This window comes from Parasediminibacterium paludis, from assembly GCF_042651445.1.
GTDB classification, from domain to species: domain Bacteria; phylum Bacteroidota; class Bacteroidia; order Chitinophagales; family Chitinophagaceae; genus Parasediminibacterium; species Parasediminibacterium paludis.
In genome coordinates this window covers 15,614-39,277 of record NZ_JBHSDC010000019.1, presented here as the reverse complement: position 1 = coordinate 39,277, position 23,664 = coordinate 15,614, and the positions used below count along the sequence as shown (strand labels likewise).

The window sequence follows — 23,664 nt, the reverse complement described above, 5'->3', positions numbered from 1 at the left end:
CTTGTTGGCAATCACTCAATCATTCAAATCATTTTCCTAATTCACACAATAACCACATTCTCTCTGCGAAATCTGTCTTGCACCAATATCTCTCTTAAGAATATTACCAAATTGCAGTACGTTTGTTGCCAACACAAAAAATTCTGTTCGAATGAAGTTTATTGTTTCGTCATCCTCGCTGTTAAAGCACTTGCAACAAATTAATGGTGTTATTAATGCCAATACAGTGCTGCCAATTTTAGAAGATTTTCTATTTGATATTGAAGATAAAAAACTAAGTATTACCGCCACCGATTTAGAAACGGTAATGCGTGTGCAAATGGAAGTAGAAAGCAAGGCAGATGGTAAAGTGTGTATTCCTGCGAAAATTTTAATAGACAGTTTAAAAAATATTGCTGACCAACCATTAACATTTAACATTGATAAAAACTTTGCAGTAGAAATTACCAGCGATAATGGTAAATACAAAGTGCCAGGCGAAAACCCAGATAATTTTCCTAAAGAGCCTGCAAGCGATGATACCACTGGTTTTACGATGAAAAGTACAGCTTTGGTAACAGCCATCAACAAAACCTTATTTGCTGTAAGTAACGATGATTTGCGCCCTGCAATGACAGGTGTATTTTTTGAATTAAGTAAAGAAGGTGTTCAGTTTGTGGCTACCGATGCACATCGTTTAGTACGTTACAAACGCACGGATACATTTGCTACAAAAACCGACTCATTCATTGTTCCTAAAAAGCCATTAAACCTACTACGAAATGCTTTGCCAGATAACGATGATGAGATTACTGTAAGTTATAACAGCAACCATTTGTTTGTAAATCATGGCGATGTACAAATGATTTGTCGCTTAATTGATGCACGTTTTCCAGATTATAAGGTGGTCATTCCTGCTGATAATCCATACAAACTAATTGTTACAAAAGCTGATTTTCAAAGTGCATTGCGCCGTGTAAGTATTTTTAGTAATAAGAGTACCAATCAAGTTGCGTTAAGCATTACTGGTAGCGAATTGCAAATGGCAGCGCAAGATGTTGATTTTAGCTTTGAGGGTAACGAACGGATGAATTGCCAATACGACGGCGAAGACTTGCAAATAGCATTCAACGCGAAGTTTTTAATTGAAATGCTAAATGCAGCAGAAACTAGCGAAGTAAGATTAGAATTATCAACACCTACTAAAGCGGGTTTAATTAAACCTAGCGAACAAGCTGAGGGCGAAGATTTATTAATGCTGGTAATGCCGTTGATGTTGAACAATTAATTGATAGAACAAAATATAATCCCTAAAAATCCTCTCAGTGCTTGGGGGGATTTTTAATTTTAGACTAATAATCATAGACTCATGAAGATAATAGCAATGATACCTGCACGTTACGGTGCTACACGTTTTCCTGCTAAGTTGATGCAGCCATTAGGTACTAAAACTGTAATACGTCATACACACGATAATACCTTTGCAACCGGCTTGTTTGACGATGTAATTGTAGTTACCGACAGCGAAGTGATTTACGACGAAATTGTAAATAATGGTGGCAAGGCGGTAATGAGTAAAGCACAGCACGAAAGCGGTAGCGATAGAATAGCCGAAGCAGCTAAGCTTATGGATGTAGATATTATTGTAAATGTGCAAGGCGATGAACCTTTTGTTAAAAAAGAGCCGCTTGAAAAATTATTGCAAGTATTTGAAGAGGATTTAGAAAGCAAGGTGCAAGTGGCTTCGCTAATGCAGGTGCTAAAAGATAAACAGCTTATTGCAGACCCAAATTATGTAAAAGTAGCTGTAGATAAAAATATGAACGCGATGATGTTTAGTCGTTCTGTTATTCCTTATCAACGAGATAAAAATGTAACACCTACTTATTACGAACATATTGGTGTATATGCGTTTAGAAAAGAGGCTTTACTCACCTTTACTCAATGGGACATAACACCTATGGAAGCGGCGGAAAAAATAGAATGTTTGCGCTATTTAGAAAATGGTGTAACCTTAAAAATGGTGGTTACGGATTATATGGGTGTAGAAATAGATACACCTGAAGACTTAGAAAAAGCAGTTAAACTTTTATAAATAAAATTATTCATATCGATTAATTTTTCAACCTCAAACGTTTGCAAATCATAACAAAAGCTGATAGCGAGCTTTATACGTGATATTTATGGTTATACAACAGTTACTATATGAAATATTTCGCTATTTTATTGCTTTTGGCAAACCAGTCATTTGCACAAACCAAATTATACCAAGAAACCTACCGACCACAGTATCATTTTACTACACCACAAAACTGGATTAATGACCCCAATGGTTTAGTATATGCTAATGGTGTGTACCATTTATTTTACCAGTCAAACCCTTTTGGTAATGTGTGGGGTCACATGACATGGGGCCATGCTACCAGTAAAGATTTATTGCATTGGCAACACCTGCCAATAGCTATTACAGAAGAAAATGGTATCATGGCTTTTTCTGGTTCGGCAGTATTAGATGTAAAAAATACATCTGGTTTCTCGGTAAATGGTGCGCAACCTTTAGTAGCTATTTATACTGGTCACACAGATACATTACAAACACAAAACCTTGCTTTTAGTAACGATAAAGGTCTTACATGGACTAAGTTTAAAGGCAATCCTGTACTCAATTATCACAAGAAAGATTTTAGAGATCCTAATGTATTTTGGAACCAGCATAAGCAACAATGGATCATGGCTTTGTCTTTCCCAAATGAACACCAAGTGGGCTTTTTTGCTTCGAAAAATTTACAACAATGGCAGCAAATAAGCAGGTTTGGGCCACTTGGCGACACCAGTGGTGTGTGGGAATGTCCAGATTTAATGCAAGTACCTATACAAGGTCAGTCTGGCAAATACAAATGGGTACTGTTTACCTCTCAAAATGCCACTATGCAGTACTTTGTAGGTGAGTTTGATGGTACACATTTTACCAATGAAAACCCTGCTACTACAATTTTTAAGCAAGATTATGGCACAGAATATTACGCTGCTGTGGCTTATCACAATACACCAAGCAAGCAGCCTGTAGCTATTGGTTGGGTAAATAACTGGTATTATGCCAATGATATTCCTACCACACCTTGGAAAGGCGCTATGGCTTTGCCGCGTAAATTATCTGTGAAGAAGGTAAATAACCAATGGCAGTTAATACAACAGCCAATTGACAATATCAAAACGTTGCGAAGTGCTTTGTCTAGCTTCGCAAATATTATGGTCTCAAATAGCTATGAGCTGCCGGTTAAAAGTCAAGTATTTGAAATGGATTGTATCATGCAGCCTACTAGCGGCGAAGCAGGAGTGAAAATTGCAGTAGGTAATGGTCACTATTTTACCATTGGTTACGATGCTGCCACTCAAACACTTTTTACTGATAGAACCAATGTGGGCACAACGTCCTTTAATAAAAATTTTGATAGCCTTGCTATTTGCAGAGCCAAAGTACCGTTGGTAAATGGCAAACTACAGTTGCACATTTTTTACGATAAAAGCATTGTAGAAATTTATGCCAATGATGGCTCGGTGGTATTTACAGTACAGCTATTTCCTGATGAAACTAATAACGGTATTGAGCTATATAGCAATGGTGGCACTACTATTTTCCAAAGCGAACACCTTTGGAAAATGAACAGCGTTTGGCAAGCATCTTCAAAAAGCAAATAAATTGAGGCCAACTTAATTCGTGTAATTCATGTAATTCTCTCAATTTCGTGTAATAAATAACGGATATGCAGTTTAGAAACTTTAAGATGGTAAGCTATGTGGTATACGGTAGAGGTAGCTTTAACCAGTTAGACGAAATATTAGCGCCACAGCGTAAGGTCGATGCGCCAATGATTTTCTTTGTTGACCATTTTTTTGAAGGTAAAGCTTTGCCCAATCGCATACCATTGCGTGGTAAGGATAAAATAATATTTGTTGATGTTACCTATGAACCTAAAACTACTCAGGTAGATGCATTGGCACAACAGCTAAAAGCTGAGTTTGGTATGGTAAGTGGCATCATTGGCATTGGTGGCGGTAGTACGATGGATTTGGCAAAAGCCGTAAGCTTAATGATGACAAACCCAGGTTCTAGTGCCGATTATCAAGGCTGGGATTTGGTGAAATTTCCCGGTGTGTACAAAGCTGGTATTCCTACATTAAGTGGTACAGGTGCAGAAGTATCAAGAACAACGGTGCTTACAGGCCCTACACGCAAGCTTGGTATGAACAGCGATTTTACACCGTTTGACCAAATTGTGCTTGACCCTGAATTAACCAAAGATGCGCCTGCCAATCAGCGTTTTTACACTGGCATGGATTGCTATATTCATTGCATAGAAAGCCTTGAGGGTAATTTCATCAATGAGTTTAGTAAAAGCTACGGCGAGAAAGCATTACAGCTTTGTCAAGATATTTTCTTGGGTAAAAAACCTTGGACAGACGAGCACGACGATAAATTAATGATGGCATCTTATGCGGGCGGTATGAGTATTGCCTATTCGCAAGTAGGTGTTGCGCATGCGGTAAGCTATGGCTTAAGTTATTTGTTAGGAACTAAGCATGGCATTGGCAACTGTATAGTGATGAATCATATTGAAGAATATTATCCAAAAGGTGTGGCTGAATTTAAACAAATGGTAGCTAATAACGATATATTCATTCCTGAGGGCATTTGCAAAAGCTTATCTGATGAACAATTTGAGGCTATGATAAATGTAAGCCTTGGTATGAAACCACTATGGGAAAATGCACTTGGTAAAAATTGGGAGCAAATAATGACTCGTGAAAAGCTAAGAGCCCTTTACGAAAAATTATAAATTTTCAATGATTATAACGCCGCCCTTGCGGCGTTTTTTATTAGTTATTGAACACAAGCATATGTTTAAATCTCAGCATTTGTCCCGCTTTGCACTGCAAGTCCTCGGCTTCGTGCCTCAGCCTGTGGGCTTTCCGTTGCAATCGGGTGTAGATTAGCAACGTTAGATGCTTTTATCGGCATAAGAAATGCTAACACAAAAAGTTAGCAAAAAATACTAAAATAATTAGTGTTGATAACTAAATTCTATTACTTTTGTTCCATTATTATATTTGATAGATAAAAAATACGACCAATGAGCAATGTAGAAAAGTTGAAAGCCTTGAAGCTTACAATGGATAAAATAGACAAAGACTATGGCAAGGGCAGTGTAATGATGATGAATGAAAAAAGCAAAGAACCGATGGCAGTTATTTCCACAGGTTCTATTGGCTTAGATGCTGCATTGGGCGTAGGCGGTATTCCTAGAGGAAGAATAATTGAAATTTACGGTCCAGAAAGTAGTGGTAAAACTACCTTAGCGACACATATTATTGCTGAAGCACAAAAGCTTGGTGGTATGTGTGCCATTATAGATGCTGAACATGCTTTTGATAGTGCTTATGCGCAAAAATTAGGCGTTGATGTAGATAATCTTTTAATCTCTCAGCCAGACTATGGTGAGCAAGCATTAGAAATTGCCGATCGTTTAATTTTATCAGGTGCTTTAGATGTGGTAGTTATTGACTCAGTAGCAGCTTTAGTACCTAAAAGTGAACTTGAAGGTGAAATGGGTGACAGTAAAATGGGCTTACATGCACGTTTAATGAGCCAAGCTTTACGTAAGTTGACCGCTACTATTAATAAAACCAACACCATTTGTATTTTCATTAACCAGCTGCGTGAAAAAATTGGGGTAATGTTTGGTAACCCAGAAACTACTACTGGTGGTAATGCATTAAAGTTCTATGCATCTGTTCGTTTAGATATTAGACGTTCGGCACAAATTAAAGACGGTGATGAGGCAATAGGTAACCATGTAAAGGTAAAAGTGGTAAAAAACAAGGTAGCGCCACCATTTAGAGCTACTGAGTTCGACATCATATTTGGTGAAGGTATTAGTAAAGTAGGTGAGATTATTGATATGGGTGTAGAACTTGGTATTGTTAATAAAAGCGGAAGCTGGTTTAGCTACGAAGGCAATAAATTAGGTCAAGGTCGTGATTCTGTGAAAGGTTTAATGAGAGATAATCCTGAACTAGCCAACGAAATTGAAGCAAAAATTAGAGCAAAAATTGCTGAAAACGTAGGCGGTGGTATTGTAATAAAAGAAGAAGAATAAACACATTCGGTATACGGATTAGTAAGTAGAACAGCCATCTCTTGTAAAAGAGGTGGCTTGTTTTTTATAGCAATTGTAGAAAGCAATGTTTGTTAAATAATCGCGTAGATTTCTTTTTAAAAGCTAAAACATGCAGGATTGTTATATTTGGCAACTTGAAAAGTGCTATACATATTTTATAATCAATATAATAATGACCTCTTTGGGTGTAGGGTATGAAACAATTTATATCAGTTAAAGATGTTGCCAACATCAATAGTATTGTAGAAAAGGCATTGGCATACAAAGCTAATCCATTGGTAGATAAAGCATTAGGGGCAGATAAGCGTATAGGCTTACTTTTTTTAAATCCAAGCTTACGTACAAGATTAAGTACACAAGTAGCAGCCAAAAACCTTGGAATGGAAGCTATTGTATTTAATGTAGACAAAGAAGGCTGGGCATTGGAATTTGAAGAAGGAGCCATCATGAGCGGTAACACTGTTGAACATATTAAAGATGCTGCACCTGTAATGGGTGAATACTTTGATATGCTTGCCATTAGAACTTTTCCAGGTTTGCAAAATAGAGAAGATGACTACAGCGAAATGTACATTAGCCAGTTTATTAAATATGCTGGTGTACCAGTAGTAAGTTTAGAAAGTGCTACGCTACATCCATTACAAAGCCTTACGGATGTTATTACTATACAGGAAGATTTGATTAACAGTCAACGGTCAACGGTCAAAAGTCGGCCAAAAGTTGTGTTAACTTGGGCGCCGCATGTAAAAGCTTTGCCACAGTGTGTTGCTAATAGCTTTGCAGAATGGATGACGGCTTGGGGTGAAGTAGATTTTGTAATTACACATCCAGAAGATTATGAGTTGGCTGAAAAATTTACTGTAGGTGCCACTATCACGCATAATCAAGATGAAGCATTGAAAGATGCTGATTATGTCTATATCAAAAACTGGAGTACTTATAACGATTATGGTAAAGTGTACGAAAACGACCCTAAATGGATGATGACCAATGAAAAACTAGCATTGACCAATAATGCCAAAGTAATGCATTGCTTACCAGTAAGACGTAATGTAGAATTGAGTGATGAAATTTTAGATGGACCAAATAGTTTAGTTACGCTAGAAGCAAGTAATAGAGTTTGGGCTGCACAGGCAGTATTATCAGAAGTATTGAAGTCTTTGTAATGGAGAAATTATATGTCATAAAGATTGGCGGAAATATTATTGACGATGATCAGAAGCTAGTAGCTTTTTTAAAAGATTTTGCAGCTGTTAAAGGCTTGAAAGTTTTAGTACATGGTGGCGGAAAATTAGTTACTAAAATGGCATCACAGCTTGGTATAGAGCAGCAAATGATAGATGGCAGAAGAATTACAGATGCTGAAACCCTGAAGATTGTAACCATGGTATATGCTGGCTTAATTAATAAAAACATTGTAGCACAATTACAAGGCAATGGTTGCAATGCTTTAGGATTGTGTGGTGCGGATGGCAATACCATACAATCACACAAACGAGGTTCTAACTCCCCTTTAGGGGTTGGGGGCATTGATTATGGTTTTGTGGGTGATGTTGATACTGTAAATACAAGTTTATTACAAAGTTTATTAGCGCAGCAAATAGCTATTGTTTTGGCGCCAATTACACACGATTTAAACGGCTTGCTATTAAACACCAACGCAGATACTATAGCACAAGAAACAGCAAAAGCACTAAGCACTATTTACAACGTAGAATTGATATATAGCTTTGAGAAAGCAGGTGTATTGCTTGATATCAATGACGATACTTCTGTAATATCATCTTTAACACCCATTTACTACCAAGAACTGAAAGAACAGCACCGCATTTTTGCTGGTATGATACCAAAGCTTGATAATGCTTTTGCAGCTATTAACAATGGTGTAAGTAAGGTAATCATCGGCAAGGCAGAACAATTACAAGAACTCATTAGTGGTAATAGTGGTACAGCTATTATTAATGTATAAAAATATATTCATTACCTTCAAATACAACAATGACAAGTATTACAGCAGATGCAATTGATTTACTAAAGCAGTTAATTGCAACGCCATCTTTTAGCAAAGAAGAAAACGATACCGCAGAAATTTTGTGTGCTTTTTTCCAAAATCACGGTATTCCTTTTGCTCGTGTGGGTAATAATATTTATGCTAAAAACAAGCATTACGATGTAAATAAAGAAAGCATTTTACTCAACTCGCACCATGATACGGTAAAACCCAACAAAGGCTATACCGTTGACCCTTTTTTTCCGCTGGAAAAAGATGGTAAAATATTTGGTCTTGGTAGTAACGATGCTGGCGGCTGTTTGGTAAGTTTAATAGCGACGTTCTTACATTTTTACCACGAAGAAAACTTGTTGTACAATGTGGTATTTGCTGCTAGCGCTGAGGAAGAGATTAGTGGTGTAAATGGTATTGAATTGGTTTTGCCGTATTTAGGTAACATCAACTTTGGTATAGTAGGCGAGCCAACTAAATTAGAAATGGCGGTAGCCGAACGGGGCTTGATGGTGATAGATTGCACAGCCGAAGGAAGAGCAGGTCATGCCGCACGTAAAGAAGGTGAGAGTGCTTTGTATAAAGCTGTTGACGATATCAATTGGATACGCAATTATAAATTTGAAAAAGTAAGTAGCCTTTTAGGTGAAAGCATGCTGACTGTTACAGTAATTGAAACAGACAACAAGCAACACAATGTTGTACCTGCACAGTGCAAGTTTGTGATTGATGTACGTGTAAATGAGCTCTACACCTTTGATGAAATTTTGAGCGAACTTCAAAAGAATTTGAAGAGCAAGTTTAAGCCACGTACTACAAGAATGAAATCGACATCAATTGCTTTAGACCATCCTTTGGTAAAAGCTGGTATGGCTTTGGGTAAAGGTTATTATGGCTCGCCTACAACTAGCGACAAAGCGTTGATGCCTTTTGCTACCTTAAAAATGGGTCCTGGTGATAGTGCCAGAAGCCACACTGCAGATGAATACATTTACATAGCTGAAATTGAAGATGGTGTAGCAACGTATATAAAGCTGTTGGATCAAATTATAAGATAATTGCTAGTTACTAGTTGCATAGCGATAAGAACGTACAAGTGTGCGACGCAACAACAGCTTAATAGCAGCAGAATAGCTGGTTACCCCAAAAGAAACTTTAAACATGAAACTCTGGCAAAAAGATATAGCCTCGTTACAAGAAGTAGAAACTTTTACAGTTGGCAAAGACCGTGAAATGGATTTATTGCTAGCGCCTTACGATGTGCTAGGTAATATTGCACACGCTGAAATGCTTGCTACCATTGGACTGCTTACCGTTCAAGAGAAAGATATTTTAGTAAAAGAGTTACGCTCAATTTACCCAAGTACACAAAATAATAGTTTTGTTATTCAAGATGGTGTTGAAGATATTCACTCACAAATTGAATTTTTATTGACACAAAAACTCGGAGAAGTAGGTAAAAAGATTCACGCTGCAAGAAGTAGAAACGACCAAGTTTTGGTGGATTTAAAACTCTTTTTGCGCAGCGAAATAGAAACATTGGTAAATACAATTATACCTTTTTTTGAATTGCTGCAACAGCAGAGCGAAACTTTTAAAAGCGATTTATTACCCGGTTACACGCACTTGCAATTGGCCATGCCATCATCTTTCGGTTTGTGGTTTGGTGCTTATGCCGAGGGCTTGGTAGATGATGTGATAACGTTACAATCTGCCTACAAAATTGTTAATAAAAATCCTTTGGGTTCAGCGGCTGGTTACGGTTCCTCTTTCCCAATCAATAGAAGCTTAACTGCGCAATTATTGGGTTTTGAGAACTTGAATTACAATGTGGTGTATGCACAAATGGGTCGAGGAAAAGCTGAACGCATAACTGCACAAGCTTTGGCAAATGTGGCTGATACATTAGCGAGATTGAGTATGGATATGTGCTTGTATTTAAATCAAAATTTTGATTTTGTATCTTTTCCTGCTGAGCTTACAACTGGCAGTAGCATTATGCCACACAAGAAAAATCCAGATGTATTTGAGTTAATTCGCAGCCATTGTAATCGTATCAAAGCATTGCCAAACGAAATAACCATGATGACTACTAACTTGCCAAGTGGTTATCATAGAGATTTACAGCTGCTAAAAGAACATTTATTCCCTGCGTTTAAAACCTTGAAAGATTGTATTGCAATGGCTACTTTAATGCTTAGTAACATTACTGTGAAACAGAACATTGTCGCTGATGCAAAATATCAATACATTTTTAGCGTTGAAGAAGTAAATAAACTAGTGTTACAAGGTGTGCCTTTTAGAGATGCTTACAAACAAATTGGTCGTGGTATTGAAGCAGGTAAATTTGAGTATTCATCGGCTGTAAATCACACACACGAAGGATCAATAGGTAATTTGTGTACCAAAGAAATTAAAGCGATGATGGACACAACACTTAGTACATTTGGGTTTGAGAAAGTGCATGAAGCCATTAAAAAATTAGTTAATTATTAAAAACACATACAACAAGTAACATGAAAAAAGTTGCGATTATTTTGACATTTACAGCTGCTGCCATTTCTGTAACTGCTCAGGTAAAAAAACCTGCTGCTAAGCCTACAGCTACCACAGCCAAACCATTAGCAGTAGTAAATCCATTAAAAAACAGCACCGATAGTGCGAGCTATGCATTGGGTGCTCGTATAGCCCAAAACATTAAATCACAAGGGTTTGAAGGTATCAATCAAGTGGTATTTCAAAAAGCCATAAACGACGTGTTAAAAGGTAATAAACTAGCAATTGTTGAAGAAGGTTTAGATGCTTGTATCGGCACATATCAGCAAAAAGCACAAAGTGCAAAGTCGGCAGTGGCTAAAGCTGCTGGTAAAAAGTTTTTAGATGCTAATGGCAAACGTCCAGGTGTGGTTACATTGCCTAGCGGTCTACAATACGAAGTGGTAAAAGCTGGTACTGATACCACCAAACCAAAAATGGGTGATAAAGTAAAATGTCATTATCACGGTACATTGATTGATGGTAAAGTATTTGATAGCTCTGTAGATAGAGGCGAGCCAATTGTATTTCCTGTGGCTGGCGTAATTAAAGGCTGGACAGAAGCTTTACAGTTAATGACTGTAGGTAGCAAGTGGAAATTGTACATCCCTTCAGAACTAGCTTATGGCGACCAACAAGCTGGTCCATCAATAGCGCCAGGTTCTACTTTAATTTTTGATGTTGAATTAATTAGCATCGAGAAATAATCTCTTTACAAAACGCATATCAAGCCATTGTTCTTAAAAAGAATGATGGCTTTTTTGTTTACCAGCTTTGGTACCACTATTTAGCGTCTGTTGTGTCACACTACCGATAGCTATCGGTATGTACGCTTTGTTTTGTCTTCAGCTTTTACCGTAGCGTATGTTATTTAACCCATTATCAACTTTAAAAATAGCCATACAAAAGGCGTAGCCAATAACAAAGAATCGAATCGGTCTAGAAAGCCACCATGTCCAGGCATTATTTGCCCACTATCTTTTACGCCAGCCATGCGTTTTAATTTGCTTTCTAGTAAATCGCCTAGCGTACCAAGAACCGCAGCAATTGTAGCAATACCAATGATTTCAACGTCAAATTGTTTGGTGATAAAAAAAGGAATGAATGCAGCAAGTACGATACACAAAAACGAGCCACCAATGGTTCCTTCCCATGTTTTTTTAGGTGAGATTTTAGAGAATGGTGTTTTACCAATAAATGACCCAACTAAATACTGCATCGTATCATTAATCCAAATGCTAGCTATTAAACCCACAGGAACGGCCCATCCAAAATCTAAGAATAAGCTGGTGCCTTTAAACAACATGCCATCGTTTCTTAAACTCATCATTAACCCCCAACTTAATGAGATATAAACTAAGCCAAAAGCAGAATACGCTAATGCCCTTACATTCAAGTTCTTTTTTAATAAGATTTCATTTAAGCAAAAAACAATAGTAAATAACATAATACCATACCAGCCAATGGCGTGAACAGGTATGCGACCAATTCTGTAGGCATCATTCGTCATGAACAGCAGGAAACTCCAGCCTAATAGCATGATGGTATTTCTATGAAAAGACGAGATGGTTTGATACTCAGGATCTATTAAACCAATTAGTTTCTGATACTCTATCCAGCAGCCAAAATGTATTACTGTAAACAACACTAAAAAACTCCAATGATTGTACAGCAAGCCAGCTAGCATTACTGCTACAAATATGATAGCCGTTAAAGCACGTGTTTTAAAAGTTTGAAAATTAAAAGCCATAATGCAATTTGTAAAGTGTAATTTATTGTAGCACCTAGTTTAGCAAAGCCTTGTCTAAAAGGCTTTGGGCGACATCTTTTAGCCCCATTGGCACTAAAATTTCTATATCGCCAAAATTGAGGTAGCTGCTATCTTGCTTGTTCAATAACTGAACAGGAATTTGATTCTCAGCCAACATACCTTGAATAATATTGGCTTCTGCGTAATTACGTGTTTTGTACAATAAATACCATTGCTGCATATTGCTAAGCTGTTTCTAGTTGAATTTTTGCTAATATTTTGTCGCTTTCTTTTTTAAAATAGCCTAGCCATACAATCATAGCTACTGCACTTGCAATACCAACTAACGCTATTTGCCAGCCGCCAAGCTGCGATTTATCTAAATCTTGTAATACTTTTTTATCAACCTTACCCGAAAAAGACAAAAAGTATATCTGAGAAATGGCGATAGCATTGTTAAAAAAATGTGCTAGAATATTGGTCCAAATATTTTTACTGTAATAGAATAATAAGCCTAAAACGGCGCCCAACATTGCTCTTGGCAAAAAACCAAAATAACTAAAGTGTACTGCGCTGAATACAACACTTGTAACGGCAATTGCTAGCCAAGGCTTTTTAGTCCAATTCGTAAGTAATTGCTGCAATGCGCCTCTAAAAAATAGTTCTTCTAAAATAGCTGGCGCCAATGCGATAATTAATAACCCAATGATATAGTCTGTTGCAGTTTTTATTTGTACCATCGATAGCATTTCATCAACATATTTATCTTCTAATACCTGAAAATAATGTCTGGCACTTTTACTGATTGGAATTAATTGGTTGAGTTCGCCTAAAGCGCCACTTAAAAATAGACCTGTTCCCGCAATTAATACAACAAGTGCAATCTGCTTAAGTGACACTTTTTTATTAAACCCCAAATAACTTAATGGTTTGCCATTTACTATTAGTGCAAAGAAAAATGCAGGTGTAAAAAACAAAAACAACGTGCTTACTAGTTGTATGACCTTGTTAATATTGGCATTTTCTGGCTTCAGCATTTCTGACTCTGTAAGTGATGAGAGACCGCCACCTTTCATAGCAATGAAAATAATTATAGATATAATGCCGCCAACAACTAAACCACCACCTGAAAGACCAAGTAATATGGCAAGCTGGCCAAAATAGCTGATTGGTTGTTTTGCAGTTGGTTGCGGCTTTGGTATATAGTCTTCAAAAGTTGTAATAGGTGTTTGCCCTTCTTGAGGCAATTGTGCATCATTTACTTCCATAAAAAATAAGCTTGTAAATTTGTTGTTTGAATCAAAGATACACAAGCATAAGTTACAAGTTTCATGTTACAGATTTCAAGCGATTTATCTCAAAATCTCTACACACTTAAACTACTTGTAATTGGCTTCTAGTAACTCATAACATTAATTAATTATGGTATTAATAGATAAAATAGCATTACCCGATTTTCCTTTATTGCTAGCGCCAATGGAAGACGTGAGTGATCCGCCATTTCGAGCTGTTTGTAAAGATAATGGCGCGGATTTGATGTATACAGAATTCATCAGCAGTGAAGGGCTTATTCGTGATGCGATTAAAAGTCGCCAAAAGTTGGATATTTTTGATTATGAGCGTCCAGTTGGTATTCAAATTTTTGGCGGTGATGAAGATAGCTTAGCCCTGGCAGCCAAAATTGTAGATGTCACTAATCCTGATTTATTAGATATCAATTTTGGTTGCCCTGTAAAAAAAGTAGCTTGCCGCGGTGCCGGTGCGGGCGTATTAAAAGATATTGATTTAATGGTTCGCTTAACAACTGCGGTAGTAAAATCAACCTCTTTACCAGTAACTGTAAAAACCCGCTTGGGCTGGGATGACGATAGTAAAAATATTGAAGAAGTAGCTGAAAGATTGCAGGATTGCGGTATTAAAGCTTTGGCAATTCATGGTCGTACACGCAGCCAAATGTATAAAGGCGAGGCAGACTGGACACTGATAGGAAAGGTAAAAAATAATCCGCGTATTAATATACCAATTTTCGGCAATGGCGATATTGATAGCCCGCAAAAAGCGGTAGACTATAAAAACCGATATGGCGTTGATGGCGTTATGATAGGTAGAGCAGCCATTGGTTATCCTTGGATTTTTAGAGAAATTAAACATTTTGTAAATACTGGTGAACTGATGCCGCCACCAACCTTAGGAGAACGTATTGCCGTTTGCAAAAAACATTTGATTAAAAGTGTAGAATGGAAAGGGCCAAAAGTGGGCATCTTTGAAATGCGCAGGCATTATGCTAATTATCTACGTGGCTTACCCAATATTAAAGATTTTAGAGCTAGACTTGTAACCTTAATGTTGCAAGATGAAATTATTGAGGTTTTAGATGAAATTCATAGATATTATCATGGATTTGAGATTGAACATAGTCCAATAGAATTAATTAATTATCACGAGAACTGCCCATTGTAATGTTAACTATTGACAATAAAAAATGACTTCTTTTTTGGAAGCCATTTTTTATTAAGTAATTTATTATATTATAATTTTATTTACCTACAACTAAAATTTGAAATGTACCAGGAATCATCTTTGGTCTGCCATTACCTGTTGCTGGTTCAGTATCTGATGCTGGTAAATATAATTTATGCGTAGCAACATCGATATCCATTGTTCTCGCACTCTTTTTTGTAGGGATGGTTTCTATAACGCTAAATTTATCTTTCGAGTCTTCGTGAATAACAGTGATTGTGCCATCGCTACCATTTGAAGTATAAATATTTTTTAAAGTTGGGTCAAAAGATGCGCCGTCGCAACCTTTTCCAATTGGTAATTTATCTACCAGTTTACCAGTTTCTGCATCAAGTATTACTAAAAAATTATTATCGCCGCAGGCGGCAAATAAACGTTTTGTTTTATTATCAATTACCAAGCCCGTTGGTGATTCGCCAGGTAGTAAAGACCAATGTCCTTCTACTTTAAATGTTTTTGTATCAATTGCTACAATTTCATTTTTATCTTCAATATTTACAAAAACTTTACCTGCTCCGTTGCTAACAGCTGTTTCTGGTTTGCCGCCAACAGCAACTGTCGCTACTACCTTTTGCGTAACAGGATCAATAAAAGATAAATCGTTACTACGACCATTGCAAGTAATTAATTTTTTGGAAAAGTCATCATAAAAAATAGCATCAGGGTTTTTGCCTGTTGGAATAGAATCTAAAACAGCCAATGTTTTTAGATCGAATACAAATACATTATTTAATCTACCATTACTAGTGTAACCTTTGTTCAACGCTGGTATAAAAGCAATTCCATGAACGCCAATGGTTCCTGGAATAAAACCTAAAGAATCGCCTGTGGTTTTGTCTAACACGTTTACTTGGTTGCCATGAGAAGTAAATACACGATTGCTGTTTGGCTGAACTGAAATATAATCCCAGCCACCATTGCTAGCGATTTTAAAACTATTAATAACTTTAAATTGTGCATTGCTAGTAAAAGCGATAATAGCAAGCATTGTAAGCGATACGATGTGTTTCATTTTATTTATAATTTAGTTTGTACTTAAGCCGTATAAATTGCAATTAAAGGAGCTATTCTGACGAAATTTTGAAGCCCTTATTTAAATACTAAAACCAAGGTACCAGCAATAATTAGTAATGAACCAATTACTGTTTTTACGGTGAGTGCGTCTTTTAGAAAAATGGCCGAAAGTATAATTGTTAATGCAATACTTAATTTATCTACAGGTGCTACTTGTGACACTTTACCCATTTGTAAAGCTTTAAAATAAAATATCCATGAAAAGCCAGTAGTAATACCAGAAATTACTAAAAATAAGAGGCTAGATTTTGAAATAGTGATGATAGATTTTGCTTCGCCTTTGGCAAGTACAATACCCCAAGCCAGTATGACAATAACAATAGTACGGATAGCGGTGGCCAAATTTGAATGCACATTTGCAACACCTAGTTTAGAAAAAATGGCTGTAAGCGAAGCAAATAGTGCTGATAATAAAGCGTAAATCCACCACATACTACTTATTTTTTATACCATTAATTTAAAGGGGGCTTTCGCCCGATAAAACTATACAAATTTATTCTAATACAAATAATGATTTAGTTTTAGTCCTCCTTTATAAATACGCCCTTTTCATCAAAAATTAAATCTTTCCCTTTTATTTCTACTTCAAACATATGTTTGCCAGCTGCGTCTGTCACCTTACCAGCTTCTAGCATTTTCATGCCCTTGTAGTTTTTAGCAATGTAAGGGGCAATGGATGCAGGTAGTTCATTAATTTTCATAGCTACAACTATTTCTACAAAATTGGCCGATGGTGTAAATACTGCAGAGTTATCCTCGCCAGATTTTCCACCCCAATTCGCTTCGTAGTTACCTTTTTCCATCTCCCAGCTTACCTTTTTTGCATCAGGATATTTTTTCATAAAAGCTGCTTTTACGGTTGCGGGAACATTTTTTTCTTTTAAATCCTGTGCAGAAACAACTGTGGTGGTAGTAACGGTAACCAGAGATAGTAGCAAAATTAATTTTTTCATTTTTCGTTATTTAAGATGATTTAATAGCTGTAAGTTGCTATCTAAATTTGTATATATTCTGATTATTCCATCTTATGATTTGTTAATGGTTTTATCTTGTAAAAACCGCAGTTTTAATAAACTTGGTAATACAATTAGCAACAAAGGAAGCGCCACTATAAAACCGCCAATCACTGCAATAGCAAGCGGTTGGTGCAATTGGGCGCCAGTACCTATGCCTAGAGCAATAGGCATTAATGCAATAATGGCTCCTAATGCTGTCATTAATTTTGGGCGAAGCCTTGTTGAGATAGAATAAATAATAGCTTGATTGACATCATTTGACAAATCATAGGACTCTTTAAACTGTAAATAAGTAAAAATGGCATTTTCGCCAATAATACCAACAATCATAATCAACCCAGTATAACTACCTACGTTTAAAGCCGTATGGGTAAAATACAAGCCCATATAACTTCCAGAAATACCCAATAGCGCAATGAACAAAATGATAAATGAAATCGCAAAATCTTTGAAAAGAAATAGTATCACACAAAATACCAAGAGGCTTGCAGTTAATAAAATAATCAACAATTCTTTAAACGATTGTTGTTGTTCGGCATAGGAGCCGCCATATACAATGGCATAGCCTTGTGGTAAAACTAATTTTGATGTTACTTGCTCTTGAATATCCTTGATAACCGTGCCTAAGTCTCGGCCTTCTAACCTTGCAGTAACTACGCCCATAGATTGCAAGTCTTGCCGTTGAATTTCTGCATCACCAGTGTTCAAATGCACACTAGCTAATGAGTTAATTGGCTTTAGTTTGCCGTTTGGTAAAAATACTTGCGTATTGTTTACGTCTGCAACGCTCAGCTTTTTGCTATTTGGATATAATAGGCGGACATTAGAAAATTGTTCTTTATCGTAAACGGCACCTACCACATTTCCTTCTAGAGCAGTTTGTAATTGGTATTGTAAATTAGCTGGTGTGATCCCATACTGTGCAAGGTTTACACTATTGGGTTCTACATTTATAGATGGGCCAGCAATTACCACGCCATCAAATACATCGGCAGTGCCTTCTACATGTGATACAATATTTGCCAACTCTTTGGATAGTTGTTGCAACTTGACTTGGTCAGTACCAAAAATTTTTACTTCTATGGGTTGTACCGAACTCATCAAATCGCCTAACATATCCCCAATTACTTGCCCAAAATCTATTCGCAGAGCTGGTTGTGTGGCTTCTACTTTTTTACGTATGTCGCTGATAACCTCCTCAGTTGTTTTATCTCTTGTTTTTTTCAGTTGTATTAAATAATCACCACGGTTAGGTTCTGTAATAAAGAAACCCATTTGTGTACCAGTTCTTCTTGAGTATGCATCTACTTCTGGTACCGTTACTAAAATTTTCTCTACCTCACGTAACATCCTATCGGTTTCTTCTAAAGACGTGCCTGGTGGTGAGTTATAATCTAGCACAATACTGCCTTCATCCATTTCTGGTAAAAAGCCAGTTTCTAGTTTAGGGAAAATATACATTATCGATGCTCCTAATACAAGGATAAATAAAATACTTAGCCACCAATGTCTAATAAAAAATGCTACCCAAGCTTGATTTTTTACATTATGCGGCTTACTTGTTTTATTAGGTTTGATAACGTCTGCATTACGCGTAAATAACAAGTATATCACTGGTAATATGAGCCAAGTAACAAAAAAAGAACAAACCAATGTAATAATCATTGTATCGGTTAATACCTTAAAGTATGCGCCTGCAACACCCGTCATTAACACAAAAGGTAGAAAAATAACAATGGTACTTAACGACGAACCTACCATTGCTGGAAACAAATATTTGATGGCTTTTTGAATGAGTAAACTCGTTGGCTCATTGGGATGTTCTTCGTGTGTTCTGTGTATCTGTTCTACCACCACAATTGCATCGTCGATAATTAGTCCTATGGCTGCTGCCAATGCACCCAAAGTCATAATATTAAGTGTTTGACCAGTAGCGTAAATGATAATAATACTTAATAGCAAGGTAACAGGAATGGTAATTAATATAACGCTGCTAGCTTTAAACGACTGTAAGAAAATAATAGCCACTAAAATAGCTAGGCCAAGTCCTATCCATAAACTATCAGTCACGCTTTTAATCGAATCTTTTACAAAATCTGCCTGTACATAATATGGTAAAACCGCTACATCTTTTGGAATGATTTTTTTCAACTCGGTCAACTTTGCTGCCATTTTTTCAGATAAGTCTACAAGGTTAGCGTTGGGTTGTTTTATAATCGCTAACAAAATGCCTTCATGCCCATTGGCATTTACTTTCACGTACTCTTTGGCTTCTTGTATTTGTACGTCGGCAATGTCTTTTAGTAGCACAATTCGTTTACCATTATTGCTAATAACGATATTTTGCAATTGATCTTTCGACGTAACTGACGCATCGGTAACTGTTAAATATAAAAGTCGATAATCGGATAAATAGCCATTGGATTTTATAAAATTTGTTTGGCTTAAGGCTGTGTTAATATTATCTGGCGTGATGCCTAATGTTCCCATTTTTTGAACATTTAATTGCAGCCAGTATTCTTTGTTTTTACCGCCAATCACACGCACTTCCGAAACCCCGTCTACTTGCGATAAAAAGGGTTTGATGGTGTACATCGCCAATAATTTCATTTCTATCGGCGTTCTTGTTTTACTTTCCAACGAATAGCCGATAATTGGAAGAATAGATGGGTTCATCCTTTCAACAGTAATCTGCACATCGGGTGGTAAAGTGTTTCGTATTTCATTAATTTTCGATTCAATGCGTTGTTGACTAATATCGATATTGGCTTTCCAACTCATAAAAGCCGAAATTTCGCAACTGCCTCTACTGGTAGTACTACGGATACTTTGCAAATCGGGTACTTGCTTAATCGCATTTTCAAGTTGCCGAGTTACCGTTATCATCATTTTTTTTACAGGCTGCTGGCCAGCATCAGCAATAATTTTTATCTTAGGAAAAGTTATTTCTGGAAACAATGCTGTTTGCATATTACTATATGCATATAAGCCACCCAAAATAATGAGGACAATGAGTACAGTAATGGGATTTTTATAAACAATAAAAGGATTACGCATGTGCTTATATTATTTGATGACATTGACTTTGGCAGTATCTGGCAAGCCATAATTGCCCGTTAATAGCACCTTATCGGTTGATAATAATTTGGGTGATAAAATCTCTACTTTATCGGCCGTTTCTAGACCCTTTGTAATCGGTATTTTTACCGCTGTTACACTATCTATCAGCTTCATAATCCAATATTGCGATTGCGTTTCATCCGTTAAAACGGCAGCTTTAGGTAGTGATACAACATTGTTTTTTGAGGTTTTTACAAGGCTTACTTTGGCTATTAAGTTTTCTGGGATAGCTTTATCTGTATTCACTTTAATCATGTAGCTCTGTGTTTGCGAAACGGCATCAACAGTAGGCATTTCAGCATCTATATAACCATTTAAAATAGTGCCATCTGGCAAGCGTAATTGTAGATTTTTATTGTTCGGTAAATATGGTTTTAACTCGTATGGTAAGTCAAGTAGAAATACAAAATTTTTCGTATCAGTAATGGTTGCCAATTGTTCATTATCTTGAACATAATCGCCTACTTTGTAAGGTAACTGCGTTACATAACCACTACCAGAAGCTTTAATGTGCAAAGTACCTTCAAAGTGAAAAGCGGTGTCTATTTGGTTGATTGTATTGCCAAGGCTTTGGGCATCTCTTGTCTTTATTACAAACAATTCTTGTCCTTTTTTAACATACTTACCAATTTGTGTATTTACCGCTATTAAATAACCTGTTGTATTAGCTTTTACATAGTTTTTAATCAAAAATGCAGATACTGCGTTTACTTCAACGGTCTCATTCATGCTGCCACTGGCAACGGCAGCTAACGTAACAGGCGTTCCTTGTGTGGCTGTGTCTTTGGGTGTTACTTCTTTATTTTCTGCTTGATTTTTACAGCTTGAAAATACTACTAGCAGCACTAATACTGGTGATATATATAATAATCGCATAGTTTATTTTTTTCTATTCCAATAATTGAGTTGGTTAATTATTTGAAGCTTGTTAATATTATTTTGAGTAATGCTATTTTTTGTGGTTATATAATTAGTGATTGCTAAAATATAATCTGGAATTCTTGCATCACCAGTAGCCAGCAATTTGCGATTAGCATCAATTAATGTTTCGATATATTTTATTTGGTTAGTTGTTTCAGTAATTAACTGTTCAGTGGCCTGTAATTGCTGCATTAATTGTGCAATTTGCTGTTGGTATTGCGATTTAAAATAGGTTTGATAATTACTGATTGTTTTTTGCGCAATGGCATTTTTATCATGCTGCAATTTTTTTTGCTTGCCATCGTAAATTGGTACCGAAATATTAATCCCGAAGCTCGTACCAAAGTTTTTGTAAGGGTCCAGTTCAAAGGTGCTTACATGGCCAGCATCGGCATATAAGTTTACTTTTGGTTTATAATTAAACTCAATTAAGGCATCGTTATTTTTCAACTTTAGGCTATCAATGGTATATTGTTCGTAAAAAACTGTTTGCTCAATATTTGGCAGGTCTAATGGTTCTAATTTAGGTGTAGCAAGAGTTGTAAAAGATGTATCTCTTATGCCACTTAGGTAATTAAGTGTCGCCAGTTCGTTTTGAAATTGAATTTTTATTTGGCTAATGGTTAATTGTTGTTGTTGTTCCGTTATTAAAAAAGTTAAATAATCTGTTTGGCGGTAAACATTTTTTTCGGTGAGCTTACGCAAAATAGTGTCCTCTTTTTTTAATACATCTAGCACTTCTTTATTAAATAAGTACTGCTGCCAAGTGCCATATGCGGTAATGTATTGTGTGCCAATAGCACGTTTAATATCTTGTTCTGTTACTTTTCCTAAAACCTGTAACGTTTGATTTTGTAGATTGATAAGTTGATATTGATTTTGTAAATTTTCTTTGCTTACTAAACGTTTTGTAACACTTATTAATTGGCTAAAATTTCCACCATTTGTTATTGCACTTTCATAACCATAACCTTTATAAGTAGGTGCATAGGTATTACTACTTGTAGCTACTACTTGGGGCTTGTAACTTGCATTAATACGTAAGCTATCAATGGCGTTACTTTCGGCCTGATTTTTATAATCCTTTAATAAAGGGCTATTTAAGATGCCTGATGAAATATAAGCATCTAAACTCCTAGTTTGAGCAAGTGCGGTGACAGTTTTTACTAAAAAAAAGACAATCAATATGTATTTCATTATCTCAATATGTATTTATAGCGCGTTAAATATAATCAATGGTTAATTTTAAATAGCTTTCCTAAATTGCGGTAAAGCAATTAAAGAATTCTGAACACAACTTGAAGCTAAAAGGAAATTGTGAAAATATGTTGCTGTGCTATGTAGCTGTATTGAAATCGATAATTTGCTACTTCACAAATTTGTTTGATAATAGATAATCCCAACCCATTTCCATTAAGCTTAGTGGCAGGATGGCGGTAAAAACGGTTACCTACTTTTGAAGCATCTAAGTCAGGCAGTAGGGATGTGTTTGACACCACGAGTTGGTTATTCATCACTTGCACAGAAATGCTACCGTTTTGGATATTATATCTTATGGCGTTGTTAAGTAAATTACTAATTATAATATCTGCTAGGTGTGTATGAAATTGTGTGCTTTGAGGCTCTATATGTGTATGCAAGTGAATTTTTTGAGCCGTGATTAACTCTTGAAGTTCTTGCAGCTTTTGGGCTATTAAATCATGCCAATGAACTGTTTCTGTTAAGCTAAAGTGTTGGTTTTCTATTTTGGCTAATAATAAAAGTGATTGATGCAGTTTTGACAACTTGCTCACGGATTGTTCAATGATAGCAATGCTTTGATGGTGATTTTCTAATACCATATCGTCTTGCATCAAAGCATCAGTAGTATTGGCTATTACTGCTAAAGGTGTTTGCATTTCATGTGCCGCATTACTTGTAAATTCTTTTAGGGTGTCATATTCTGTAACAACGGTTTTTGCCATTGTATTAAAGCTACTATTTAGTAAATCAAATTCTTCAATTTTTGTAACTGGTAGTTGTAATGCCTGTTTTTTTGAAAGTTGAAATGCACTGATATTGGCGACCGTGCAATAAAATGGCTGCCAAAGTTTTTTTAGAATAATTCTATTGATAGTAAAGTTTGCAATAATTGTAATCCCAATCATAATGGTGGCTATAACTATCATTAGCTTTAGTAATTCTTCTGCTTCCACTTGCGATTTTGTAACAATTGCTGTATAATTTTTGCCACCTACATTAATGCCAAACGTTAATGTTCTTAAAAGTTCAAATTCTTTTTCGCGAGGCACCCAAATTTTTTTGGATGCAAAAATTGGTTTACTAATAAACGTTGTAGAAGGCTCAAACCGTATTTGCTGTTCGGTAGTATTTACAATTTCGGGTAGCTCAGTATGTTCTTTTGTGTATAACAGTATTTCTGTTCTTTCCGAACGTAAACTTTTATCTAATTGTCTTATTAAAACATAGCTAAGTACAAAATAAAAAACCAAACACCCAACTAAAAATATTAAGATGGATGATATAATATTAATACGATTATACTTTGTAGATAGCTTCATAATCGAC

The 23,664-nt window shown here is 36.1% G+C and carries 21 protein-coding genes; 11 read left to right on the top strand and 10 right to left on the bottom strand.

The annotated features are described in order from the left end of the window. Positions 1-151: 151 nt before the first annotated feature. The 10 genes from dnaN to ACFOW1_RS09925 all read left to right on the top strand — a co-directional run bounded on the left by dnaN (position 152) and on the right by ACFOW1_RS09925 (position 11,402). Positions 152-1,267, top strand: a complete 1,116-nt coding sequence (gene dnaN, locus ACFOW1_RS09970) for a DNA polymerase III subunit beta (RefSeq protein WP_379013987.1) — start codon at positions 152-154, stop codon at positions 1,265-1,267. 81 nt (positions 1,268-1,348) lie between these two features. Then, positions 1,349-2,074, top strand: a complete 726-nt coding sequence (gene kdsB, locus ACFOW1_RS09965; RefSeq protein WP_379013986.1) for a 3-deoxy-manno-octulosonate cytidylyltransferase — start codon at positions 1,349-1,351, stop codon at positions 2,072-2,074. A gap of 110 nt (positions 2,075-2,184) precedes the next feature. Next, positions 2,185-3,678, top strand: a complete 1,494-nt coding sequence (locus ACFOW1_RS09960; RefSeq protein WP_379013984.1) for a glycoside hydrolase family 32 protein — start codon at positions 2,185-2,187, stop codon at positions 3,676-3,678. A 65-nt stretch (positions 3,679-3,743) separates the two neighbouring features. Beyond that, positions 3,744-4,817, top strand: a complete 1,074-nt coding sequence (locus ACFOW1_RS09955; protein ID WP_379013983.1) for an iron-containing alcohol dehydrogenase family protein — start codon at positions 3,744-3,746, stop codon at positions 4,815-4,817. A gap of 294 nt (positions 4,818-5,111) precedes the next feature. Next, entirely contained in the window at positions 5,112-6,137 is a 1,026-nt protein-coding gene (gene recA / locus ACFOW1_RS09950) for a recombinase RecA (RefSeq protein ID WP_379013982.1), read from the top strand. Between the two features lie 215 nt (positions 6,138-6,352). Continuing rightward, entirely contained in the window at positions 6,353-7,324 is a 972-nt protein-coding gene (locus ACFOW1_RS09945; protein WP_379013981.1) for an acetylornithine carbamoyltransferase, read from the top strand. Continuing rightward, complete coding sequence (argB, locus tag ACFOW1_RS09940; protein ID WP_379013980.1) at positions 7,324-8,127, top strand: acetylglutamate kinase; 804 nt, start codon at positions 7,324-7,326, stop codon at positions 8,125-8,127. The genes ACFOW1_RS09945 and argB overlap by 1 nt, the downstream gene beginning before the upstream one ends. 29 nt (positions 8,128-8,156) lie before the next feature. Continuing rightward, complete coding sequence (locus ACFOW1_RS09935; RefSeq protein ID WP_379013979.1) at positions 8,157-9,218, top strand: M20 family metallo-hydrolase; 1,062 nt, start codon at positions 8,157-8,159, stop codon at positions 9,216-9,218. Positions 9,219-9,321: 103 nt separating this feature from the next. Continuing rightward, a complete protein-coding gene (argH, locus tag ACFOW1_RS09930; protein WP_379013978.1) occupies positions 9,322-10,656 on the top strand; it encodes an argininosuccinate lyase in 1,335 nt (444 codons plus the stop codon). A 20-nt stretch (positions 10,657-10,676) separates the two neighbouring features. Continuing rightward, positions 10,677-11,402: an FKBP-type peptidyl-prolyl cis-trans isomerase gene (locus ACFOW1_RS09925; protein ID WP_379013977.1), complete on the top strand. Its 726-nt coding sequence runs from the start codon at positions 10,677-10,679 to the stop codon at positions 11,400-11,402. A gap of 164 nt (positions 11,403-11,566) precedes the next feature. On the opposite strand, the gene ACFOW1_RS09920 is transcribed toward ACFOW1_RS09925, so the two are convergent. The 3 genes from ACFOW1_RS09920 to ACFOW1_RS09910 are packed head-to-tail and all read right to left on the bottom strand — an operon-like array spanning position 11,567 to position 13,713. After that, a complete protein-coding gene (locus ACFOW1_RS09920; RefSeq protein WP_379013976.1) occupies positions 11,567-12,445 on the bottom strand; it encodes a phosphatidate cytidylyltransferase in 879 nt (292 codons plus the stop codon). Between the two features lie 34 nt (positions 12,446-12,479). Beyond that, the gene (locus tag ACFOW1_RS09915; protein WP_379013974.1) at positions 12,480-12,686 is read right to left on the bottom strand and encodes a putative signal transducing protein; all 207 of its coding nucleotides are present in this window, start codon (positions 12,684-12,686) and stop codon (positions 12,480-12,482) included. 4 nt (positions 12,687-12,690) lie between these two features. Next, positions 12,691-13,713 carry a CPBP family intramembrane glutamic endopeptidase gene (locus tag ACFOW1_RS09910; RefSeq protein WP_379013973.1) on the bottom strand — a complete coding sequence of 341 codons (1,023 nt, stop codon included), beginning with the start codon at positions 13,711-13,713 and terminating at the stop codon, positions 12,691-12,693. Positions 13,714-13,867: 154 nt separating this feature from the next. Between ACFOW1_RS09910 and dusB the strand changes: the two genes are divergently transcribed. Then, on the top strand, positions 13,868-14,905 hold the full coding sequence (dusB, locus tag ACFOW1_RS09905; RefSeq protein ID WP_379013972.1) for a tRNA dihydrouridine synthase DusB: 1,038 nt from the start codon (positions 13,868-13,870) through the stop codon (positions 14,903-14,905). A 76-nt stretch (positions 14,906-14,981) separates the two neighbouring features. Here the strand turns inward: dusB and ACFOW1_RS09900 are convergent, their stop codons facing one another. The 7 genes from ACFOW1_RS09900 to ACFOW1_RS09870 all read right to left on the bottom strand — a co-directional run bounded on the left by ACFOW1_RS09900 (position 14,982) and on the right by ACFOW1_RS09870 (position 23,657). After that, positions 14,982-15,977, bottom strand: coding sequence for a YncE family protein (locus ACFOW1_RS09900; protein ID WP_379013971.1), 996 nt, complete (start codon positions 15,975-15,977; stop codon positions 14,982-14,984). Between the two features lie 77 nt (positions 15,978-16,054). Continuing rightward, entirely contained in the window at positions 16,055-16,471 is a 417-nt protein-coding gene (locus ACFOW1_RS09895; protein WP_379013970.1) for an EamA family transporter, read from the bottom strand. A gap of 89 nt (positions 16,472-16,560) precedes the next feature. Then, positions 16,561-16,992: a PepSY-like domain-containing protein gene (locus ACFOW1_RS09890; RefSeq protein ID WP_379013969.1), complete on the bottom strand. Its 432-nt coding sequence runs from the start codon at positions 16,990-16,992 to the stop codon at positions 16,561-16,563. A gap of 72 nt (positions 16,993-17,064) precedes the next feature. Next, positions 17,065-20,112: an efflux RND transporter permease subunit gene (locus tag ACFOW1_RS09885; protein WP_379013968.1), complete on the bottom strand. Its 3,048-nt coding sequence runs from the start codon at positions 20,110-20,112 to the stop codon at positions 17,065-17,067. 9 nt (positions 20,113-20,121) lie between these two features. Continuing rightward, positions 20,122-21,051, bottom strand: coding sequence for an efflux RND transporter periplasmic adaptor subunit (locus tag ACFOW1_RS09880; protein ID WP_379013967.1), 930 nt, complete (start codon positions 21,049-21,051; stop codon positions 20,122-20,124). A 3-nt stretch (positions 21,052-21,054) separates the two neighbouring features. Further along, the gene (locus ACFOW1_RS09875) at positions 21,055-22,293 is read right to left on the bottom strand and encodes a TolC family protein (RefSeq protein ID WP_379013965.1); all 1,239 of its coding nucleotides are present in this window, start codon (positions 22,291-22,293) and stop codon (positions 21,055-21,057) included. Between the two features lie 107 nt (positions 22,294-22,400). After that, positions 22,401-23,657, bottom strand: coding sequence for a sensor histidine kinase (locus ACFOW1_RS09870; RefSeq protein WP_379013963.1), 1,257 nt, complete (start codon positions 23,655-23,657; stop codon positions 22,401-22,403). Between the last annotated feature and the right edge of the window lie 7 nt (positions 23,658-23,664).